The organism is Arsenicibacter sp. R0_47, from assembly GCF_057652235.1.
Genome location: NZ_JBYFCJ010000022.1, coordinates 67398 through 88966, shown reverse-complemented (window position 1 = coordinate 88966; position 21569 = coordinate 67398). Strand labels below are relative to the sequence as shown.

The 21569-nt window shown below is 44.1% G+C and carries 18 protein-coding genes; 3 read left to right on the top strand and 15 right to left on the bottom strand.

The annotated features are described in order from the left end of the window. Positions 1-58 precede the first annotated feature (58 nt). Positions 59-967, bottom strand: coding sequence for a UPF0236 family transposase-like protein (locus tag AC23NW_RS26470; RefSeq protein WP_487453273.1), 909 nt, complete (start codon positions 965-967; stop codon positions 59-61). A gap of 510 nt (positions 968-1477) precedes the next feature. Then, positions 1478-1954 carry a hypothetical protein gene (locus AC23NW_RS26465; RefSeq protein WP_487453272.1) on the bottom strand — a complete coding sequence of 159 codons (477 nt, stop codon included), beginning with the start codon at positions 1952-1954 and terminating at the stop codon, positions 1478-1480. Between the two features lie 363 nt (positions 1955-2317). Between AC23NW_RS26465 and AC23NW_RS26460 the strand changes: the two genes are divergently transcribed. Further along, positions 2318-3238, top strand: coding sequence for a hypothetical protein (locus AC23NW_RS26460; RefSeq protein ID WP_487453270.1), 921 nt, complete (start codon positions 2318-2320; stop codon positions 3236-3238). A 300-nt stretch (positions 3239-3538) separates the two neighbouring features. Beyond that, positions 3539-5125: a molecular chaperone DnaK gene (gene dnaK, locus AC23NW_RS26455; RefSeq protein WP_487453269.1), complete on the top strand. Its 1587-nt coding sequence runs from the start codon at positions 3539-3541 to the stop codon at positions 5123-5125. A 487-nt stretch (positions 5126-5612) separates the two neighbouring features. Here dnaK and AC23NW_RS26450 read toward each other — a convergent pair whose 3' ends face one another. The 5 genes from AC23NW_RS26450 to AC23NW_RS26430 all read right to left on the bottom strand — a co-directional run bounded on the left by AC23NW_RS26450 (position 5613) and on the right by AC23NW_RS26430 (position 13267). Then, positions 5613-7523, bottom strand: a complete 1911-nt coding sequence (locus tag AC23NW_RS26450; protein ID WP_487453267.1) for a restriction endonuclease subunit S — start codon at positions 7521-7523, stop codon at positions 5613-5615. Between the two features lie 87 nt (positions 7524-7610). After that, on the bottom strand, positions 7611-8351 hold the full coding sequence (locus AC23NW_RS26445) for an ATPase (protein ID WP_487453266.1): 741 nt from the start codon (positions 8349-8351) through the stop codon (positions 7611-7613). Next, a complete protein-coding gene (locus AC23NW_RS26440; protein ID WP_487453265.1) occupies positions 8348-8572 on the bottom strand; it encodes a hypothetical protein in 225 nt (74 codons plus the stop codon). Before AC23NW_RS26440 ends, AC23NW_RS26445 begins: the two co-directional genes overlap by 4 nt. 22 nt (positions 8573-8594) lie before the next feature. Beyond that, on the bottom strand, positions 8595-10223 hold the full coding sequence (locus AC23NW_RS26435) for an HsdM family class I SAM-dependent methyltransferase (protein ID WP_487453264.1): 1629 nt from the start codon (positions 10221-10223) through the stop codon (positions 8595-8597). Beyond that, on the bottom strand, positions 10217-13267 hold the full coding sequence (locus AC23NW_RS26430; RefSeq protein ID WP_487453262.1) for a type I restriction endonuclease subunit R: 3051 nt from the start codon (positions 13265-13267) through the stop codon (positions 10217-10219). The genes AC23NW_RS26435 and AC23NW_RS26430 overlap by 7 nt, the downstream gene beginning before the upstream one ends. A 148-nt stretch (positions 13268-13415) precedes the next feature. Between AC23NW_RS26430 and AC23NW_RS26425 the strand changes: the two genes are divergently transcribed. Further along, on the top strand, positions 13416-13952 hold the full coding sequence (locus AC23NW_RS26425) for a hypothetical protein (protein WP_487453260.1): 537 nt from the start codon (positions 13416-13418) through the stop codon (positions 13950-13952). A 663-nt stretch (positions 13953-14615) separates the two neighbouring features. Here the strand turns inward: AC23NW_RS26425 and AC23NW_RS26420 are convergent. The 8 genes from AC23NW_RS26420 to AC23NW_RS26385 form a co-directional block, all read right to left on the bottom strand. Next, on the bottom strand, positions 14616-15365 hold the full coding sequence (locus AC23NW_RS26420; RefSeq protein ID WP_487453259.1) for a nucleotidyl transferase AbiEii/AbiGii toxin family protein: 750 nt from the start codon (positions 15363-15365) through the stop codon (positions 14616-14618). 193 nt (positions 15366-15558) lie between these two features. Then, positions 15559-15864 (bottom strand): DUF6922 domain-containing protein, encoded by a 306-nt coding sequence (locus AC23NW_RS26415; RefSeq protein ID WP_487453258.1) that lies wholly within the window; start codon positions 15862-15864, stop codon positions 15559-15561. Between the two features lie 339 nt (positions 15865-16203). Then, complete coding sequence (locus AC23NW_RS26410; RefSeq protein WP_487453256.1) at positions 16204-16527, bottom strand: hypothetical protein; 324 nt, start codon at positions 16525-16527, stop codon at positions 16204-16206. A 172-nt stretch (positions 16528-16699) separates the two neighbouring features. Next, on the bottom strand, positions 16700-17329 hold the full coding sequence (locus tag AC23NW_RS26405) for a phage replication initiation protein, NGO0469 family (RefSeq protein ID WP_487453255.1): 630 nt from the start codon (positions 17327-17329) through the stop codon (positions 16700-16702). 12 nt (positions 17330-17341) lie between these two features. Next, complete coding sequence (locus AC23NW_RS26400) at positions 17342-17635, bottom strand: LytTR family transcriptional regulator DNA-binding domain-containing protein (protein ID WP_487453313.1); 294 nt, start codon at positions 17633-17635, stop codon at positions 17342-17344. Positions 17636-17919: 284 nt separating this feature from the next. Then, positions 17920-20148, bottom strand: a complete 2229-nt coding sequence (gene topA, locus AC23NW_RS26395; protein WP_487453254.1) for a type I DNA topoisomerase — start codon at positions 20146-20148, stop codon at positions 17920-17922. Between the two features lie 396 nt (positions 20149-20544). After that, complete coding sequence (locus AC23NW_RS26390) at positions 20545-20892, bottom strand: hypothetical protein (RefSeq protein WP_487453252.1); 348 nt, start codon at positions 20890-20892, stop codon at positions 20545-20547. A 151-nt stretch (positions 20893-21043) separates the two neighbouring features. Next, on the bottom strand, positions 21044-21436 hold the full coding sequence (locus tag AC23NW_RS26385; protein ID WP_487453250.1) for a hypothetical protein: 393 nt from the start codon (positions 21434-21436) through the stop codon (positions 21044-21046). Positions 21437-21569: the final 133 nt, after the last annotated feature.

Genomic DNA, 21569 nt, shown 5'->3' with positions numbered 1-21569 from the left:
AGTTTAGTCACCAACAAAATGGTATATACTGTTACGGGTGCATTACAAAACGACTCGCCTACCGTTTACTTAGGCAGTTTCTAACCAACTCCCATCGGTCACTCTTATAAGCTACCCGCAGGTTGAGCATGGCTTGTGCACCCTCATCACTCCATCGCTGACCACTTCGCTTCATCCGACATTGAACGACTGTCCGGTGAGCCGCTTCCATCGCACCAGAACCGATTTGTAAGCCCCGGTTGCGGAAGGTCCCATACTGCATCCGATGTCGGTTGCGGCTATAATAACCCACTAAACGGCGACGGCATTCGGTCGCATCAGCCGATAGCCGATTCAACTCCGCCAGGTTGGTCAGTACTAAATCGACGCCGTCCGACAGCAGCAACCCGGCCTGTTTATCAAGCCATTGGGCAGAAGACTTAGCGGCCTTAAAATGAACCCGGCTAAACTCCGCCAGGTGTTCCAGCGCATGGTAATAGTCCAGAATGTGGGTTGCTGCCGGGTACTTACTTTCCACATACTGTTGAATCCAGGGGGCTCCGTCGTTGATAAAGGCCAACTGCTCCGGACAGGCGCGATAGGTACCTAAACTGGCCTCAAAAAGCGGAATAAAGTCCTCACAGGTTCCTAAATGGGCGCAGTAAGTGGACTTTGTCAGGGCAAACCGGCTTGCTGTATCCCCCTTTGCGCCCGCTTCCGAGCGGTTGAAACTGCTGAAAACCCGCCCTACCTTCACCTCTTGCCAGCCTGTATCGGTCAGGATCATGCTGCCATCCATGCAAGCATAGATAACTTCCCCGGGGGCAGGGGGCGGCTGGGCTATGTCCTTCCGTAAATCCAGATCAATTTGATGACCCAGCTGGTTACTCACCCGATAAACCTGGATGGGGGAAATGTCAATACCCAGGAAGGCCTTGAAGACATCACTACTGGCCGAATAGACATCGCTTACCCCGGCAATAGCCATCAGGTTTTGTAGGTTCGGAGAGATAAAGAAACCATTGATATTGGCCTTAAAGCGATGATTATGAGGTATTTCTATCGCACCAAACCGGGTTTGACAGGTGTTTTTTTTCGGGGATTTTCGGGTAGATCACCTACCGTTGCCTGTAAGACCTGAGTACCGAGGCTGAGCCAAATCCGGGTGAATTTTTCTTCAAAGGTTAGAAATGAGGCCTCGTTCTGGAGATTCTGCAGGTTATCAAACTGGGCATCTACAAGGGCGTGCAATTCGGCTCTGGTCATAGGACTTTGGGACTTTTAAGGGAAAGGTAACCTTTTATGGGTAATTTTGAAATGCACCCTACTGTTACTTGCCTTTTTTTTATGAGAAAGTCCTGATTGATGAGAAAGTATTGTTTTATTTAGTACAATTAATTTAATGATATCTCAAGAGCTTTACATTTAGCCTATTAAAGATAGCTCCTTTACATTTTTATTGTTTAAAAGCCCCGCCGGAACAGGGCTTTTAGTTATTCTACTTTTGCTTTGGTTTGCGACCACGAGGCTTTCCGGTATAGGGTAGTTTTGGGGCCGCGTTTTTTAGTTCTAGTGCAAGTTCTAAAGAAGCAATGCCTTTATAAGTGAACTCCTCTATCGCGAATATGTATTTGGTATTCTCATATTCAATACCACTGTTTTTAAGGATAACGGATAAATCCAGCGTATAACCGCGTGGTGTCTTTTCAAAAGAGAAAATATCCTGATCTGCTGAGTATGCAGGTACAATGAAAAGAGATTTTATTTTACGTTTGCCCTGCTCGACACCAATCTTAAAGGATTTACCATCAACAGGAACAGGCAGTGCAAAGGTTGTTTTTTCAGGTAGTACGATTTTACCAGTACCTGAAATATAACCGGTTAAAGGCTCCTTTTTCGCTTTTGACTGTTTTTCCGGATTAGCCTCATTTTGCGAGGGAGTGATGAAGACAAGATTTAACTGCTTTTTTGACATAATTTTTCTGTTGTTTAGCTAGCAAACATAGGAATTTATTGAATACATCGGCTAAGTTTATGGAAATCGCGTGAATTTCGGGGTCAGAGAACATGGAGAATAATGATTGTTGCAAGCAAAGCATATACGGTAGCACGTATATTGGAACATCTTGCGCTTAATGGAGAAGGGAGCCCGTAAATCGAACACATCTGCGGGTGATGCTTAGGCTCATGATGAATAGGGAATAGTTTTGCAGGGTGCTTAAAGCGAAATATATTCACTATATAAAAATACCTGTCACAGCAGATAAGCTGCCAATTAGTGTAAGTTTAGGCAAAACATTGTTTCGTAATTTTAAAACTTATATTTTTCGCTTTTTTTATGGATCAAGAACAAAAAAAAGAAATTCTTAAGCAATTTTATTCTTCCACAGGTTACAATATAAAAGACTGCTTAAGTGCACTTGAGAGTGTGAATTACTCAATGCTAGATGCAAAGTATTTATTGGCTAAAAAATATGCAGTAAAGTGGTCTAATTCCTCCTCTGGTGATGAGTATGTCGTGGGAATTTTACAGCAAAATGATGGTTATTTTGGCTATTGCCAGCTTTCATCATCATCTGAAATCCTCATCCGGTCTACAGAATTTTTTGATTTAGTCAAAGTTACTTTTGAAAGCATTGATCAAGAAGAGTCCCCTATAAATTCTATTGATATTTTAATGCAAAAAAATAATTTTAAGGATAAATACGATTATCTCTTAACTTATTTCCGTTCTACAATAAGCTTTAAGTATGCAGAGAAGCGTAGGATTAAAAAAAATGAAATATTCGGCGAATATATTCATAATATTTTCCATAAAGACGATAGTCATGAAATTACCACGGCTAAGAGTGCTTGTTTGCTTACTCTTCAATATACAAAAGATCTTAGTGATCTAAGTATAAATCAATTATCTCAGCTGGCAAACGAAATTGCCTGCACAGCAGTTGCAAGTAAAATGGGGGACATATTTTATCCCCACCAAATGGATAAGCAGCTAATTGATGAGTTCACAAATAGTAAGCGCGTTGAATTACAGTCGTTAGGGAAACCTAAAAATGTCATTGAAAAGATCCTGATTGGAAGCCAGAAAAAATTCATTGAAGAATATGTTGTCTGCTATTATCCATTGATTAATTCATCGAAATTCGAATGGCTGGAAGGAGATGATATATCAATTGAGGAGGCTATAAGTCAGACTGAATCCTATCTGGATACTAAAATAACTATAACCTTTTTTAAGGTTTTTCACGGCAATTGATATAAGCAAGCAACAACCGCAAAAACGGTCCGACGTACGTAAAAGAGTTGGTAAAACAGTAAGGTAGGCGGTCTTATCTCCAATAGGCAGTAATTTCGTTATTTTTTATGCATTATTAATGCAGGCGTAAACATGATTTTTGGACAATTATGGATGTCAAATTATACATTTTGCGAACTTGCTGCCGGTACCTTTTGTAGCTTCGGCTTTTGGGTCATGGCTTTGTGGTTTGGAGAGCACAAAGTTGGTACGACTCTCAAGCCTTATCAATTCCATAATATATTCTAAATGAGAGAAATTATGAATAATAACACAATTATTGGTATTAGTCTGGGAACAACTAATGCTTGCGTAGCAATAATGACGGAGAATGGTCCGTTCGTGATTCCTAATCAGGCAGGAAGTAATATGACACCGGCAGTTGTAGTTTATACCCAAAATGGTGTTTTCGCGGGACATCTGGCCAAAAATCATATGGCTATAAATCCACAAGGTACCTTTTACGGGATAAAAACATTATTAGGAAAAACGTTTTCTGAAATAGCATACGGTAGGAAAAAATATTCTTTTAATGTCGTATCAGATCGTTCAAGAAATGATGCCGTGGCACTTGCATTGAATGGGAGATTATATACCCCACAAGAAGTTACGGCAAGGATTATACTGGATTTAAAACTGACAGCAGAAAAATATCTGGGCTTCAAAGTCGAAAAAGCCGTCATTTCTGTTCCAGCCAGTTTTAATACTGCCCAGCGACAGGCCACAAAAGATGCAGGTATGATTGCCGGACTTCAGGATTGTAGTCTGATTAACGAGCCAAGCGCAGCAGCTTTGGCATACGGTTTCAACACAAATAATTCGGGTAAAATTGCTGTCTACGACTTTGGAGGAGGTACATTCGATATTTCTATTATTGATATTAATGAGGGCATTTTTGAAATTTGGGCAAGTAGAGGTAATACAAATTTGGGCGGAAAAGATATTGATGATGCAATTATGGAGTTCTTGATCCAACAGATCACTAGGGCAACCGGGATAAATTTAGAAATTGATTTAGATAAAATTACGTATTTTGCTCTTTTGCAAAGAATAATAATCGCATCTGAAAATGCAAAGAAGGCACTTTCGCATAGCGCCGAATACGAGATAAATCTTCCTGATTTAATAATGAGTAAGGAAACACCTATACATTTTACCTATTTACTTACAAGAAGTAAAATGGAGGAAATTGTGAAAAGTATCATTGAGAAAACAATAGAACCTTGCCAAAAGGTACTCGCTGATGCCAGACTTAGTGCCAATGACATTAATGAGGTTATTTTTGTTGGAGGTATGACAAGAATGCCTTTAGTTCAAGAAACCGTGAAAAAGTTTTTCGCTAAAAAACCTTGTAAAAATTTACATCCGGAAGAAGCTGTTGCACTTGGAGCAGCCATTCAGGCTGGCATCCTTAATGGTGAGGTGCAAGATCTTATGCTACTTGATATAACATCAATATCCTTGGGAATAGAAACGTTAGGGGGTGTTATGACCAGAATTATAGAAAGAAATACTACCATTCCGACAAAAAAATCACAAGTTTTTTCAACTGCCTCTGATAATCAGCCTGCAATTTCCGTTAAAGTTTATCAAGGAGAAAGGGAGATGGCAAGAGATAATAAACTTATTGGAGAATTTGAGTTTTCAGGTATTCCTCCAGCTCCAAGAGGCATTCCACAAATCGAAGTAACCTTTGATTTTAATATAGATGGATTGCTATTTGTTAGTTCGAAAGAATTGAAAACTGGAAAAGAGCTAAACACAACTATCAACTTATCAAGCGATTTGTCCAAAGAGGGTATAGAAGTGCTAAAGAGGGTCGTAGCATTGAATCCTAACCTAAGCTAGTAAATCTTGCTTTATGTTACATAACTGATTTATAAAGCACCCGCCAAAATAGAATCTAATGTTTTTTATCTATTATAAACAATCATTTATAATAGATAAAAAACACGAAAATACTTACCAACCTTTATTTTCACCGATATATCAGAATGCTACTAAACAACGTACTAGTACGGATCATCTTGAATCGGACATCATTTTTGCATAAATTAGGTAATCATAGCAAATCCCAATAAACGAATAACTTCCCCTCGCAAGTATGACCAGACCATCAAAGCATACATCTTACGTATGCTTGATGAGGGTCAACTCTTTTCCAAAGTTCAATATCAGTCACACTTTGCTTTATACGTGTAAGCACATTCACAAAAATACTATCAAAGCAGATGCGTAATGCAAAGTTACTTACAGAGGACGAACAGCGTAATGGAGTAGTCGGGTAGTGATGCAAAGCCTGTTGCATGGGCATGACCCTGAAAGTTGTTCCGTTTTACTTCATCTTCACTTTTGCCTTTTTAAGCTCTTTGCCAAAACCAGTAGGCACAATATTGTGCGTGCGCATCCATTGCAAGCCCTGTTGCAGTTGCTCCTGTGTGTACAACAGCTTCCGCTCACTCCAGTTGTAGAAATCCGCAATGAGTAGATCCTCCGTGATGGGCTGATTCAGAATAATTCGGTTGTTCCAGACGGCGTAGAGGGTGGCAATGATTTCTGCCTCAATATCCGTCAGGTTGGCCATGAGCGAAAACAACTGATCGAGCCGGGGAGCGACGGGTTTGAAAAAGCCCTGGTAGTAGCCGTCTATCTGCTCCTGCTTGCTGAGGGACACGTATCGGTTGCCTTGTTTCTCGAACCATTGGGAGGCTTTGAGCTTGTCCGTGATGGTGTGCATAAACACGTTGTCGTACGGACCGGCAGCCTGATAGTAGTAGTTCCAGTTCAGATCAGCTTCGGCGAGGTGCTCGGCGAGGTACTGGATTTTCTGAAACTTGATGCTGCTGAAATGCGGATCGTGCTGGAACAGCGACACGATTTTCCCCCCCAGTACCTGCTTGGCGAAGGCTTTCTTGTTATCGGCAATAAACAGCGTTTCGGCTTGTGCTACCGCCGGTTCCTCCGCTTCATTCTGGCTAACGCTACCCACCGTTACCTGCCCGTTCATCAGCATCGGTAACAGCCAATCGCGCAGGGCGGAGAGACGCTGGTTTTCATTATTGATACTCTTTATCTTATTGAGTATGGGAAGTACAATTTTATTGAATTTTATAATGAGTTCTTCGTTGGGAGATGGCAGCTTTAGATTCTTTAATGTTTCCTGATTTATATTTTGCATAATAGTACCTGCTGATTTGGCACTTGCTGATTTCTCAAGATCTTTTAAGTTATAAAAAAGATAATTTTTATATGTCAAGTTTTGAGCCTGGAAACGTATGATAAACCCACAAAAAATCGTGTTTTCTTCAAACTCAAGCATCAAACGTGTTGCTCCCGGAATACCACTACGAGCAATTAAAATATCTTCTTTTGAGACTAAGTAGTTTTTGATATCATTCCAATCTAAATGAATATCATCCAGATCATAAGGGGAAATAGAAAGGCTCGAGCTGCTTATATTTCTGACGTTAATTATTTTCGCAAGTGTATCACCTTTTACAGAAGGATCATAATTAATGCCATTTTTAAAGCCTCCATAATCTCCCAACTTCTTCACCTCCCATCCCTCCGGTATTTCTCGTTTCAACTCATCGTTCCAGACCATTTTTCCGCCCGAAGTTTTGTAGGGTTTCCCCTCGGCATTGGGGAAGTCGAACTGCATGAACCAGTAGTCGTACAGGGTTTTAGCCATTGCCTCCAATTCGGCATTGATGCGGTTGTTGAGGTCGATTTTGGCATTCAATGAGTGCAAAAAATTGCCCGATGTTTTCTGCGCAGTGTAATCAGGAAGAAGTAAGTCTAAATAGGAAAAAATTTCTTCATTTAAACTTGCTCGTAATGTAAGGACGGCATTATTTGTCATGGTTTTTCTGAAGAATTTACTCCTCAGATAAAAACCCATATATTTTGCATACGTAATATCATTCTGCAAAGGTCTAAGCCGCTTGACAAAACCACTATATGTTGCTGTAGGATAGTCTTTTAGGGCAACACAACTCATACCCAATTCATCTATGGTTTCGCTGGTTCTGGTTAAGAAAATATCTCCTTCTTTTATTGAATAAGTCTCCTGCTCCTTTTCAGAAGTAGCCATAAGATTAGGTAAGGCGTCTGGTAAGAAGTAGTTGTTAAAAATAGTGCTAAAGGATGCAAATGGAGCTCCATGCCCTGCCTGTTCTGGTTTTGAAGAAATACCAGAACTCATTGAATAAAGCTGACTGAATTTATATTTTTTCAATGCACTCATTGCTTAATTTCTCAATTATCTTTTCTCACCTCTTCACCAATTCAATCACTTTTCTAAAAAGGTTAAATTGATAAGGTTATCAAACACTTAAGCCAACCGATCCAGAATATACTGCTGAAACCAGAACGGTTGGCTATCGGACCGGAGCGTTAGTTCCTCGCCATTGGTAATTTCGGCCACCCAAACCTGATTTTCGCCCGAGTTATCGAATAAATACGCCCGGTTGGTTAGCCGGATGGCCGGCAGCAACAAGTCGAGTGAGCGGTAATACCGGCTCACAATCTTGTCGTGGGGGACATCGTGCCCGCCCATCCGTACCCGCTGCTGCACCCGCCGGATGTTGATGGCCGGATCTTCGGTCGCCACAAAATACAGGTAGTTGCGGTAGCCCAGTTCCTTCGCCTTCGCCAGAAAATTGATCTTGTCGGGCGACGACATCACCGTTTCGAACGTAAAGGGCTTGTGCTGTTTCAGCAACTGATACCGGATAAAATCGGCCGTTGCCGAGGCCCAGTAGGAGTTCACGGCTACATCGTGAAAACTGATTCGGTTGCGGGTCAGCCGGATGGCGTCAATCTCCCGGTCGGCATCCAGTTTCTGGAGCAGGGTCGATTGGTTATAGAACGCCTGCAACTCCAGCTGCGTAGTTTGGATACCAAATCCATCCAGGTCTAACCAATCCGACTGCCTGATTTGCGCTTCAATTTCATCCGGGTTCACATACGCCCCCAGCAGCTCCCGCTTAATCACCGACCGCATGGTGCTCTTGCCCGACCCATTCGGCCCGGCAAACATGCGCAGGCGGGGTTGGCTCAACTGCTCAATCATAGCCTGATGGTGCCTGGCCGCGTGGCTGCTGTCGGTTTTGGAATGTCTTTGATAAATGTGCGGGTGCCGTCGGGAAACACCTCAATCAGCTTGCCCGCTTCGGCAACCAGCACCGACTGTCCCGAAGCGAGCGTTTGCCAGTAGGCCTGCTTGGTGGCCGTGGCCATCAGTTCGGGCAGGTGTTCTTCCAGATAATCCAGAGTTTTATCGTTCAGGGTCATGGTTTTCGGCGCGTTTGATTGGTTAACGAAAGTTAAGGGTGGCCAATTGCTCCTTGATTTCGGCTTCCAGTGTCCGGGATTCGGCAAAAAGCGCATCCAGATTTTGGGTAAAGTTCGCCATTTTGGCGGCAAACTCCGCCGGGCTAATATCAACATAGTCAATTTTGACATCGAAGTACTGCCCCGCGCTGAACGAGTAATTTTTCTCCTGAATCTGCTCGTAGGTCAGCACCACTGAGAAGTCCTCGACGGCTTCGTGTCGGTTGAAGGTGTCGATGATGCGCTGTTCTTCGGCATCGGAAAGCAGGGTTTTCTGATTCTTACCGTCTTTCACGGTGGTGCCCAGTTTGGAGGCATCCATCAGCACAATATCGCCTTTCTTATTGCCCTTGTCGATAAACAGGACCGACACGTTGGTGCCTGTGGTGGCGAAGATGTTGGAAGGCATGGATACGACGCCCCGGAGCATCCGCTCGTCCACGAGTTTCTGCCGGATTTTCTTCTCGATACCGCTTTGTGCCGTGATAAATCCCGTAGGCACCACAATAGCCGCCCGGCCCTTGTTGGGTGTCAGCGACTCGATAATGTGTTGGATAAAGAGCAGATAGATCGCCATTTTATCCTTATCCTTGTTCGGGATATTGGGAATGCCCGCAAAAAAACGCCGGTTATTCTGCTTGGTATCCAGTTCGGCGTGGTAGTCGCTGAAATCGAGTTTGAAGGGCGGGTTGGATACGATATAGTCGAACTCCATGAGCTTGTCGCCCTTCTTATGGTATGGAGCCAGCAGCGTATTGCCCTGAATGATGTTCGGGATGGAGTGGACCAGATTGTTCAGAATGAGGTTCAGCCGGAGCATCCCCGACGATTTCTGCGAAATATCCTGTGAGTAGATCGTACAGCGGTCTTCGCCAATGGCGTGGGCCAGGTTCATAAGCAGTGTCCCCGACCCCGCCGATGGATCGTAGCAGGTCACATTGCTGACGGGCTCATCCACCAGAATGGACGCCATGATTTTGGCGACGGCATGGGGCGTGTAGTATTCGGCGTATTTGCCGCCCCCGTCCTTGTTGTAATCCTTGATAAGGTACTCAAAGATGGTAGAGAAGAAGTCAAACTTCTGGGTAAAAATCTGCTCAAAACTAAAGTTAACCAGTTGATTTACAATGGCCCGGCAGAAGTTGTCGCGCTGGGAGCTATCCGCAATAAACTGGCTCAATCGGTCAAAAAGCTGAATGCGGACACCCGTTCCGGTCTTTACCGAAAATATCTCGTTGTTGGTTAACGAAATATCGAACAGGGTATCGTCAAACAGCTTGGCAAACTCCTCCTGGGTTTGTCGGCCGAACAGGTAACTGAGATAATGATCGCGTTTCAGGCGTGCGCTGTTGGGGCTAAGTTGCAGCAACAGCATTTCGTATTCGTCGTCTGAGTAGCTGGCAACGGTTTCTTCCCAGTTGTCAGCGGCTTTAAGGGTTGGATCAATAAGCTTAACTTCATAGCCAAACTTATCGTTCATGAATTTATACAGGAAGACCTGTGTGATAATCTTAAATTCGTTGCCGTCATTACCTAAACCATAGGAGGTACAAACACCCTTAAGGTTATCGATCAGCTCTTTGGTTTTGGCGGTAAAGTCCTGTACTACCATGTATGCTTTCCGTGAAATTCGTTCAAGTATTCGCGTACCACCAGATTATTGATATACTTGGCGGCATCGGGCACTAAGTTAACACGTGCTTTTTTAAAACCATTAGTCACCTGTTGCATCATTAGTTGGGTAAACCAACCCTCGTTATCTAATACACGGGTGTTGTGTAGTACCTGTTCGTCGGCTGTTACCTTGATATTCAGCAGCGTTTCGTGAATTTCGCTTTCTCGTTGGGAGATGCTCCCCCGCTCCATAATTCGTTTGTGCAGGCGGGCATATTTTGCGTCATGTTGGTACTTGGCCCGTAGCAGGTTGTTTTTGCGGTTCAGTTCAGTCACCTTATCGTAGATTTGACGCAGGGAACCAATGTTCTGTTTCATTTCCTCCTGCGTAATCTCATCCAGATTTTTCTTGTTGAATAGCCGTTTCAGCTCCTCATAAAGTGATACAAAGGCAGGGTCGTCCTGGTCAAAGTTGCCGCGCAGAGCTTCACGGGTCTTACGGAGTGTTTCTTTGAGTTGGTCGGCCAGTACAAGTTCAGCTTCCGACACTTTGCGGAACATAAACAACACGTTTTCGAGCGCCACGTTCAGCAAATTGGTGGTATCGACGTTATTCTGTACCGAATCCTTGAGGTTAAGAAGTTCAAGATGCCGGACCGTTTCGTTATACAGGTCATTTAGTTTACGAAAATCCAGGCGATTCAGAAATTCAACTTGCCCCGACAGCCGAATAAGATTGTATAGATTTTTGGCATTAGCCAGCGCTTTTTTAAGCTCCAGTACGCTTTTTCGGTCTTCAATTTCACTGATTTGCTGAGAAAAGATTTCCGCATTGGAAAGGTCGTAGTGAAACAGAGCATCTTTGATATCACGGATGTCACCTTCAATCTCCTCATCCGATTTGAAGATATTTGAGTAGTTCTGCATCTCGTTACCCAACACTTGCTGAAGCTCGTCGAAGTAAGCCCGGTTGGTTTGGTCAAACTCCTTACGGATGTCGGCAAAATCGACTACGTAGCCGTACTGAAAGGTTTTGTAGGGACGGTTAACGCGGGTCAGGGTTTGCAGTAAGTTATGATCTTTGACCACCCGGCCGAGATAGAGTTTTTTCAGCCGTTTGGCGTCAAAGCCTGTCAACAGCATATTGTACACAAACAGGAGGTCTATTTGCCCATCTTTAAACGCGTCCACTTCCTGTTTGCGGTCGTCCTTGGTGCCGGCGTCATGGATAATCAGGGCGGCTTTTAGTGGTTTGACTGGTTTTTTGACGGAGTAACCCTCTATTGGCTCGGAGGAATCAGCGGCAAGAGCTGCATAGTTTTCCTGAAAGAGTTCGTACATTTTTTCGGCCTGATCGGCGCTATCGCAAACCACCATACCACCAATGGATTGATCGCCCAGGCGTGTACGACTGTCGGTGAAGTCCCGGACAATGTAGTCGAGCATGGGTTCCACAAAGCGTTCATGCGCATAAATGAGTCGCCGGTCAATATCGCCTTTCAGAATTTCGACCTCTTTCAAGGCCTCTTCCAGCAGAATCCGGTAATTGGTTTCGATGCCTTCCCTAATTAGCTTCAGCGTATAACCGTCGGCAATCGACGCGTTGTAGTAATACTTGTGGATGTAATCGCCGAAGACTGCCGTAGACTTTACTTCTTTGCCTATAAGGGGTGTACCGGTTAAGGCAATAAAAACAGCCTCGCGGTCGGCAGTAGTCAGGTTTGCCAGAAAGCTCCCCTCGATCTTGTAGCCTCGATGAGCTTCGTCAATGAAATAAACGCGTTGAATGTCGAGGTTATAGTCGTTCTTGGTCAGTACGTTGGTATCCTCCCTGAACTTCTGAATGTTGACAACGGTAATTTCGCGTTGTCCTGAAAGGTTATGAATGGCCTGTGGGGTGCGGAAATCACGTACTAATTCTTCTCTGGAATCTACGGTGTGTACGACCAGCCCCCGGCACGAAAACTCCCGTTTTGCTTGCTCCAGCAGGTCAATTCGGTCAACGATAAAATAGAACTTGGGGACCTTATTCTGCTTTCTGTAGTAGTCGGTCAGGTAGGCGACGTTGTAGAAGGCGAGAGCGGTTTTACCACTACCTTGGGTATGCCAAATGATTCCTTTACGTATACCTTTCTGTAGGGAGCTTTCAATGGCTTTGGTAGCGAAAAGCTGCGGATAACGCATGATATGCTTTTCCAGGCCGTTTTCTTCCCGGACGTAGGCAATTCCGAATTTTAGCAGGAACTGAAGCCGTTCTTTGCTGAAGAGCGACGTTAAAACCCGGTTGGTTGGCGAGTTTGGTTTTTTATTGGTCAAAAACTCCGGCGAGTTTTTGATGATGGCGAGATTATTGTCTTTCAGAACAACGTTTTCTTGTGCGTCATTTTCAGGTGCTAATAGGGTGTCCAGGTCAAACGTATCTTCTTCCCGGAAGCAATTAAATTGAGCACTTTGGTAGGAGGTTGTGGCATAGAAAGCCCCCTGAATCGGCACGATAGATTCGGTATCATACTCCATGTTGTTGGAGAAAACCAGCAACTGAGAAATATTAATAAACCGTCTGAATTTCTTGTTGCTAAAGCGCTTATTGATTCGGTCACGTTCAGCTAGAATCCCCTCCCTGTTGTTTGGTTTTTTTACTTCGATAAACGCCAAGGGCATACCGTTAATAAGCAGAGTAATGTCTGGTCTGAATTCGTCATCTCCGTTTTTGTAGGTTAGTTCGGTGACGACGTGGAAATCATTGTTGGAAAAGTCGGCAAGGTCAATCAATTTTACCCCTGAGGTATCCAGCAGCATCTTGAAGAATGCCTGCCCAAGGTCTTCATTGTCCAGGGTAAGCTTGATTTTTTCAAGGGTACGGCTTATTTCATGAGGGTCAATGCCGGGGTTTATTCTGCTAAGGCTTTGGTAGAAAACATCCGTGAAAATGTTAGTGCTTTCATCGCGGATGGCCTTGTGTAAGGGGAGATAGGTATAGCCTAATCGATTGAGGTGTAAAATAGCGGGGAGCTTTACACGGGTATTTTCGTTGAATGACATGGAAAGTTAATTTTAAGTAAACGGGTTCAAAGAGGAAAGTAGCATTAGCGGTGTTGAAACGATACAATAATACTAAAAAGAATTACTAAGAGCGCCATGAGACGAAACACAGTAATATCAATCTGTTCAATTAACTTACAGACTTTGTATGTCCCTTGAGAAACCCGAAATACGCCAAACGATTATAGCTGAGTTTGCTGCATGGACTGCTTTGTCAGCTTTGCGCTCTGGTTCTCCCGTGAAAGACAGGAAGGCAATTTACAGCATTATCGAAAAAATTACCTTTTCTGAAATAATCGAGGGATCAATGCCGATTACACAACACGAATTTGATACCTGGCATCAGCTGCAGGTAGAAACAATTGCTATAGCTGGCCCTTTAAATGTGGGATGGATTGTTAAGATTGTGAATGTCTACCTAAAAACAGCGGTCTATGTCGGTAATTTGGGCCGTCCAGGTTTGCGCGAGTGTATTCACCCTCCAATTGATGGTATCCTTTGGGACAAAATCAAAATGAACTACCCCGATAAAAACGATATTCTTGAGTTGACCCACTCGACTTACCGGATCAAGAATATCATGACATATGCTCAGTATCAGAAAATCATAGATGGGCTCAGGCTTTTAGCAGATCGTTTAGGTTGCACGCTCTTTGAGGTTGAACAACTCTGGGTTAAGAAGTAAGCCAATCATCCAGCTCCAGCATTCGCTTTTCTGGCAACCAACCCAAAGAATGTTACATGCCTGGCTTTTACCTGGCAAGTATCTGTCCGTGATTAATAAGGAGATAAAAGGCCTGTGCTTAAATTGATGTTCTGTACAATAGAAAGCAATAAACCCCAGCCAGGACAGCCAGGGTTTATCGAAACTATATGACAATATTGTTAAATTGCAGTGCCAGCCAACTGTTACCAGCAGTCGGCTAGCCCGAAGCCTCGCCGGAGGTTGAGGCATTTTTGTTTCACACTCAAATCATACTACGAATATGAAGAGAGCGAAACTGAGCAACACAGTACGGCAAATACTGAGTTGGCTCAAAACGTATCAGCCATTGATACAAACGATCTTTGGCGCGATACGGACTGGCTTCTCAATGTTGATGGATTGGCATCGACATTAATAGGCCGGACTATCCAGAGCGCCTCACCCTACCAAGGTGGGGCGTTTTTTTTTGTAATTATACTACAAATATAGTATTTGTAATGTTTGGAAGGTAAACATTAGGTAAAGATTTTTATACCGCTCAAGATACCATTTGTATAACCACTTGACAAAATTTATGAAGTTTATTTAATGAGCTGAGGCTTAACTCAACTTCCAGTCAAATGTAGCAGCTCCAACCGGATCTCAAACACGTATTTGATGCACTGGTTTTGACTTCGGAGTTAGTTTTGCCTGTTTGGGCTCATGTGGATTTGATGGTTTTAGAGTGTTAGGAGCTTGTTTCAAGTACAGTTTTCCGGGGTACTGAACGCTCTGGGTGATAATCTGCTTAATATCGTTCCATGAACGTTTGTTGAGTGTATCAATCTTCTGTGGGGTCCGTTCGGCATCCCCAAAGTAAGTCAGTGCCGTCATAGTGTGATAGAACCCACGTTCCGTGGGGTTAAACAGCTGCTGATAATAGCCTAACACCTGTTGGAGGGGTATTCGTTGCAGCACTTCAGCCAAGTCCGTGAAATCCCGACGCAGGCCCCTGTTGGCGATTGCATGTACTTTCATGGCTGCCAGGGTCTCCACTGACAGAAGCCGTAAACCGTTCACATCAAGGGCTGGTTGCTTCGGAGGAAAGGGATAGTAGATCATGTCGAACTTTACTCCATCCACAAAACCTCGAAAACCCAGCTCATTAATGGAATGAAACTGAATGCGATCATTGAAGAGGCCACGAATAGTCTGCTGCATCTGCCGCGGCTCAAAGGGTTTGTCAGTAAACAAATCCAGGTCCGTACTGATACGGTGCCCTAACTGAAGGGCTAGTGCAGTTCCGCCAGCCAGCATAAAACGGGCATCCTTTAGTTCCTGTATGGCCATTACTTCTTTCAGGAGTCGATAGGAAGTTGGTTCGAGAGTTTGGTAATAGAGTGAAGTTGGCATGCCTTTGTTCACTTAAGAAGGTCCAAAGCAAGCTAGGCATGTTGAGATGAAATCAAAAGAAAAACGTCCACTCGTTAGGAAGTGGACGTTACGAAAACATCTGATTGATTAACTAACTTAAAAGGGAAACAATTAATTAAAAAGACGAATAAGCTACACCAGACATCTGTCTTTTTGTTTGGTTATGCGTAAATTAAAAAGTTTTGTAAGGCATCGGATTCACGTTAGCACGGCGATAGGCCCGAAAGTCTTCAGGCTTTTTTCCCAGCCAAACAGCCACATGGTTTATTGTTCCATTCTGAAGATCGTTGGCTTCGAGCAGTGCTGTTTCGACTCGTGCTATACCGTAAAACTGGATAGCCTTCTGCATGTCGTCAAAGGTACCCGCATCAAAAATTCGGGCGATTATATAGTCGGCATCGGCAATCTTATCAAGTTGTGAGACATCATCCGACCAGAAAGCCTGGGCCGAGAATCGGGGGATTGCTTTTGAAGGCATATCTGTGTGATTTAGAAGAAAAGGGCTGTTGCTTATCTGACGTTTGTTCATCCTCGCAAAGCTACAAAAAGAAGTGCCTGGCTGCATTTCTTGCTGGAAGCTGAGCCGAAAATTACTGAATGTGCTGTTCTGTAGGAAAACTGTCCGTTTTATGGGATTTTCCATCAACCAGCATCGGTTCACGGCTGTGATCTATGAACGGCATAGGTTTCCCGAAAAAATCTATAAGTGGGAACCCCGGCCATTAATGGCGGGCAGAAACTACTTTGTAGGTGGTGAAAGCCATGACTCCACGCCGGCCAATACAAAGATGACTGTATGAGATAGTATGTACTGCCTTCATCGGTAGCTTCGTTGGGTTTGTATCTCTTTCAGACCAAACAAACTCAGCAGATTAGCCATATACCTGTAGAGCCGGTCTTTGCGGGCATTGGCCGTAAGAATCCGGCGATACTGATAGTCGGTACGGATTTGTCCGATAACACTACCGATTACCAGGATACAGCCAAAGTAGTAAGGATAGTTTCGCCAAACGGCAATCAGCAGCAACAGGACCAACGCTACACCAAATCGGCGTTTGAGCAGAAAATAGAAGGGAGGACATAGTAGCCCAATTACCAACCCGGCAACGTTTGCTGCCAGATGAAAACGGAAAGGATTCATAGTTTAGGGGCGGTCAACCTAACTGGTATCTCGTCGTTTGGTTTACCATAAATTTATAACAATACTTCAGCATATAATATTAAACACCTGTTTAACAACAGATTAAAAACATTCCTCCCCTTTCTTAGCAACGTGTAAAAGTTCAAGCCCTGTAATGGAGATTTTAACCTGCTTAGAAGGGCAAATCACTTTCAGTATCAGCGTTAGCCTCTTTCAAGGTGTAGCCGTGTTCCCGTTCTTGTAGAGTGAACATTGAAAATTCTGTTGAGGCCTCGATTCGTTCTCTCAGCCGTTTGTTAAAAGAGTTGAAGAGTGGCCAGTCAAACTGTTCAAACCAAAAAATACTAAGGGGCAGTGGATTTTCGGGCAACAGTTCATCTTCAGGATAGGCGGAATACTGGACAATTTCTGCTTTCGGGTGGTTATCTCTGCCGGTGCGGTGTTCAATATGCAATATGACTGCCAGTCCCAGAAGTTTACTCATATCATAGGGAATTCGGTTAGCTGCCTCGTCAGCCAGAAAGTCATATCCCTTCATCGCATTCAGATCACGCCGGAGGTTCGATAGTTCATGGAGCGATTTGGTATATTCCCGGTGCAGAATCAGAGGGACTATCGCTTCACCGAGAAGTACTGTAAAGGTTGGAACAACAAAACTTAGCAGTACTTTGTGCATTGGCCGGGCTTTGCCCTGATACGTTTCCTGATGTGTACCTAAATCAACGATCCGGTACAGGACTGCCGGATACTCACCAGCCGGCGGTAATGAGGTTAGTTCCGTGTTTTGAACTGTAATAAGCATTGGAGTAAAAATTTAAACGTTAATGTTTCTTTCTTCAAGGTCTCTATGATAGTATCGACGCGACCAGGGTACACGCTGCCCATCGGCCAGTACCAGACATGCCGAAAGATGACCGTACAGATCCGTTTGGGTCAGTTTCTGTTCGATAAAGCGGGGGTTGATCAAATGGCTTTTGTGGATTCGCTTAAAGTGTGGATAAAGCTTCCCTAATTTTTTAAGGTGTATAGAAAGGAGCTCCCGGGGTTTCCCCTGTGTATAAATCCAGGCATAATTTCCATTGCCTTCGAAGCGTATTATCTGATCCATCGGAATGCGGTATTGTAATGGTCTCCGCCCAGGTCTGGGTTTAGTTGAGGAGATCATGTTTAATGTTGTCTGAAAGTAGTTTTCGTCCTGATGTTGCATTTGTTTTTTTAGATCTCTTGAATATTTATTATCTATTTTCATCATCCATAAAATATTTATTTTTCACTAATACACTGCTATAAAAAATAGCCTTTTTTATCGTAAAAACTATAACTTACTTTTCTTTTTCTTTCTATAGCACTATTTCCTAAACTAAAAAAATACTCTTATTTTATATGTAATTTCTATTTTTTACTTTTTTTCGGAGTAGCTTTTTTGGGCTTTGGCTTACCTTCCTTTTCTTTTTTCCAACGTTCATAATCATCTAAACGAGCCTTGCAGGTGTTAGCTGTCCACCGGGAAAAATCTGTTTCATGCTCCTCTTTGATAGGGGCACTTCGTTTTCCATCCGTAACATAAAGGCCATATTGACCGTTGCGGATCTGATAGTAACTATTTCCATCTCTAACCTCATGGATGGTGTTTAGCTGTTGCTGTGCTTTATGCTGTTGTTTCAGGCTGAGGGCCTGAAGCAGATGGTCCAGATTTACCTTCTCTATGGTGACTCCGGCAACCGGGTAAAACTCGTTGTTAAACAGAATATAAACTCCACCATCTTTGTTGGTTCCTACCCGTACTGGTTTTCCTTCGTATTGACCGATAACATTGGTTTTTTTCTCTCTAACAGCATCTTCCTGACCTGTCTCAGCCTGCTGCAGATATTGACGGTGAATTTGATCAAAGGCGGTCACTACCCCTTTAAAGCTCTGAGTCCCGAGGGCGATCTGGTCGAGCTGGTCTTCCATCTGGCCCGTAAAGTCCGGATCGACAAGGGTAGAAAAATAGGTTTCCAAAAATTCCGTTACTCTTGTTCCGGTTGATGTCGGCACCCATTTCTGCTTGTCTCCCCCAAGATTTACAGACTCCGTTGTTGCGCTAATATTACTACCAACCCAGGTTAGTACAACCGCTTTTAATTTTATCCCCGGCACATTTACGGTTTCGACATACTCACGTCGGCTGAGCCCTGACAGGATTGCTGCATAGGTAGAGGGGCGCCCGATTCCTTTTTTTTCCAGATCAGCTACGAGTGAGGCTTCATCATACCTCTTTGGTGGTTTCCTGAATGTTTGTCGCGCCTGACATTTGCTTGTATGGAGTTTGTCGTGCCGGTTAATTTCCGAAATGTGTTCTCCTGTTTCTGCCTCTTCTTCATCGTCGGGATTTTCTTCGTTGTAAATTCGCTTGTAGCCATCAAAGAGGGGGGTGTAGGTAATTGAGCAATGTTCATCCCCCGGAGATGGGTTTGAGCTTTCGTTTATAACAAGCTTTTTCTGTTCATTTCGGGCCGGAGCCATCTGTGAGGCCAGGGTCCGGCGATAGATGAGGTCATACAGGTCTCGCTGATCAGCTGTCTGCCCTGCCTGTGGTTGCTCGACATGGGTAGGTCGGATCGCTTCATGGGCCTCCTGTGCTGACGCTCTTGCCTGAAAGTTTCTGGGATGCGCATAATTATTACCAAGTTCCATACAAACCCTCGCCAATACCGCCTCCCGGGCTTCTGCCGAGAGGTTTGGCGAATCGGTACGCATATAGGTGATGTCCCCGTTTTCAAAAAGTTGTTGAGCGACATCCATGACCCGTTTAGCAGTCCAGCGCTCTCCTTTCCGGGAAAGTTTACGGATAGCTTCCTGTTGTAGCGAGGAGGTTGTAAAGGGAGCAGGAGGGTGTTGTTCGACGATTTTGGTGTCGATCCCGACAATTGTAAACTGTTTCCGGTTGAGCGACTCCAGATAGTGGCGGGCTTCGGCTTCAGTCTCGCAGGGCACGGACCGCAGGGCACTAAACGATTCGCCTTTGGGGGTACTAAAGCTGGTCTTGATGCGAAATTGTGCACTCCGTTGCCAATGCTGAATAGTCCGTTCACGCTGAATTACCAATCTGAGGGCAACAGACTGGACCCGTCCTGCACTTAAGGGTTTACCTAGTTTACGACTGAGCAGCGGGGATACTTCATACCCTGCCAATCGGTCAATTACACGCCGGGCTTCCTGAGCGGCCACAAGCCGCGTATGGATGGGGCGTGAGGAGGCGATGGCATCGTGGATCGCCTTCTCGGTAATCTCTGAGAACGTGACTCGTTGCGTTTGTGCCATGGGAAGACTAAGAACAGTTGCCAGATGAAAAGCGATGGCTTCGCCTTCGCGGTCGGGGTCCGTTGCCAGATAGACCCGCTCCTTACCGACCTGCTGTACAAGCCGTTGGAGCCGTTGAACCACCTCTTTTTTATCCGTGGCAATTTCGTAGGTGGGTCTGTAACCAGCCTCCCGGTCAATACTCAGTTTTTTTTGAGGGAGATCCCGGATATGTCCGACAGAAGCTTTGACTTCCCAAGTGGATGGGCCATACAGTTTATCAAGTATATGCTTGATTTTTTTACACTTGTTGGGTGATTCAACAATTAGAAGATTCATAATAATGTTATTCAGGCATAAAAAAAGCCAGCTCCCTGGCTTTCTGTGAACCACTGATAATCTCTACGATTCGCCTCTCAGATGTCGGGTTATATGGGGAGTCAGGTAGATTGAGATGACCATAAACAGTAACCGATGGGTCTCATTCCAGTCTCGCGCTGTTGCGCTGAACCCTGATCGAATAAAGGTGGTTGCACACCAGGCCAGCAATGCAGAGATGGTATAACCTTTGATAAGAGTCAGTACACCTGCTGATGGTTTGGGAATACGTACATGTTGACTCAATTGACCCACCCAATACCAGGCAATGGCAGTCAGACAAGTCAGTCCAAAAATCAGAAGCCACAACGGTAGTTTAGCCAAATCGCCCGGAAGTGATTGCATAACATATCCCAATTATAAGTTGCAAGCTTGTTCCTGCTCAAAATGTCGATCAAACACTCCTTTCCCATAGGCATCCATGAGCGCCGAGGTGGTTGTAAAGCGGAAAGCCAGGGGTAAAAACCCTACTTCCTCAAGCATTTGCTCGGTTTGAACGAGATTGAATGCCCCAATGTCTGTACCATTTTTCAGCAATACACTAACATACGTTTCACTATCTATATGCTCAGAGTGATAAACGACGCCAGGGATACCGGCCTGAAACCCAGCCAAAGGCAGAGTTGTATTGACTAAAGTGCCTACTGGAAGCGTAAGAGTTGCTTCCAGTAGCACATCATGTTCTCCTGAAAGATTAGTTTGCATAGGAAAAAAGGTTTAAGCATTGTTTGAATTTAAAGCGGCTCTTTGAATGCCCGCCCAACAAAAATATGAATTTTCTATATTAAATCCAATTATTATATTTGTTATAACCCATTAATTGAGTCATAATTATACTTCTGTTCAAACGTCATCCTTATTCAGAATCGGCCTCATCAACATCAAAATCCTGACTCAACAGTACATTTTCGGGCTCCAGAAACCCCATCCATTCCAGGTGAAGAGAAACCTGCCTTTCATCTAGTTCTGGTGGGCCAAATCGCCCGTCTTCATCCAGTTTCCCAAGTATTGCACAGCCAAAATAAAGTAAATCGTGTCCACTATAGCTCCAGGCAGGTGGGTAGGGTTCCTCCTCAAGGTTATTAGCTGCGACCAACAAGACATGGTCACAGAAGTTAACGGGCTGAATGAAACGGCCTCCTACGAGCAGATTGAGTTCGGAAAGACTATCCGTAAAAGGGATAATTTCCACCTGTTCCGTGTAGGGGTTGATATGAATTAGCATTGGTGTATTGTCGGAAGTAAGCATAAAAAGGAGCGTTTACAGGTATATAAAGATAATCTTGACTTGGATCGTAGTTGATAATTAAAACTATTTACCTTAACTATTGGCTCAGTAATATATGAATATTATATATCACTGAGCCAATAGATGTGTTTAT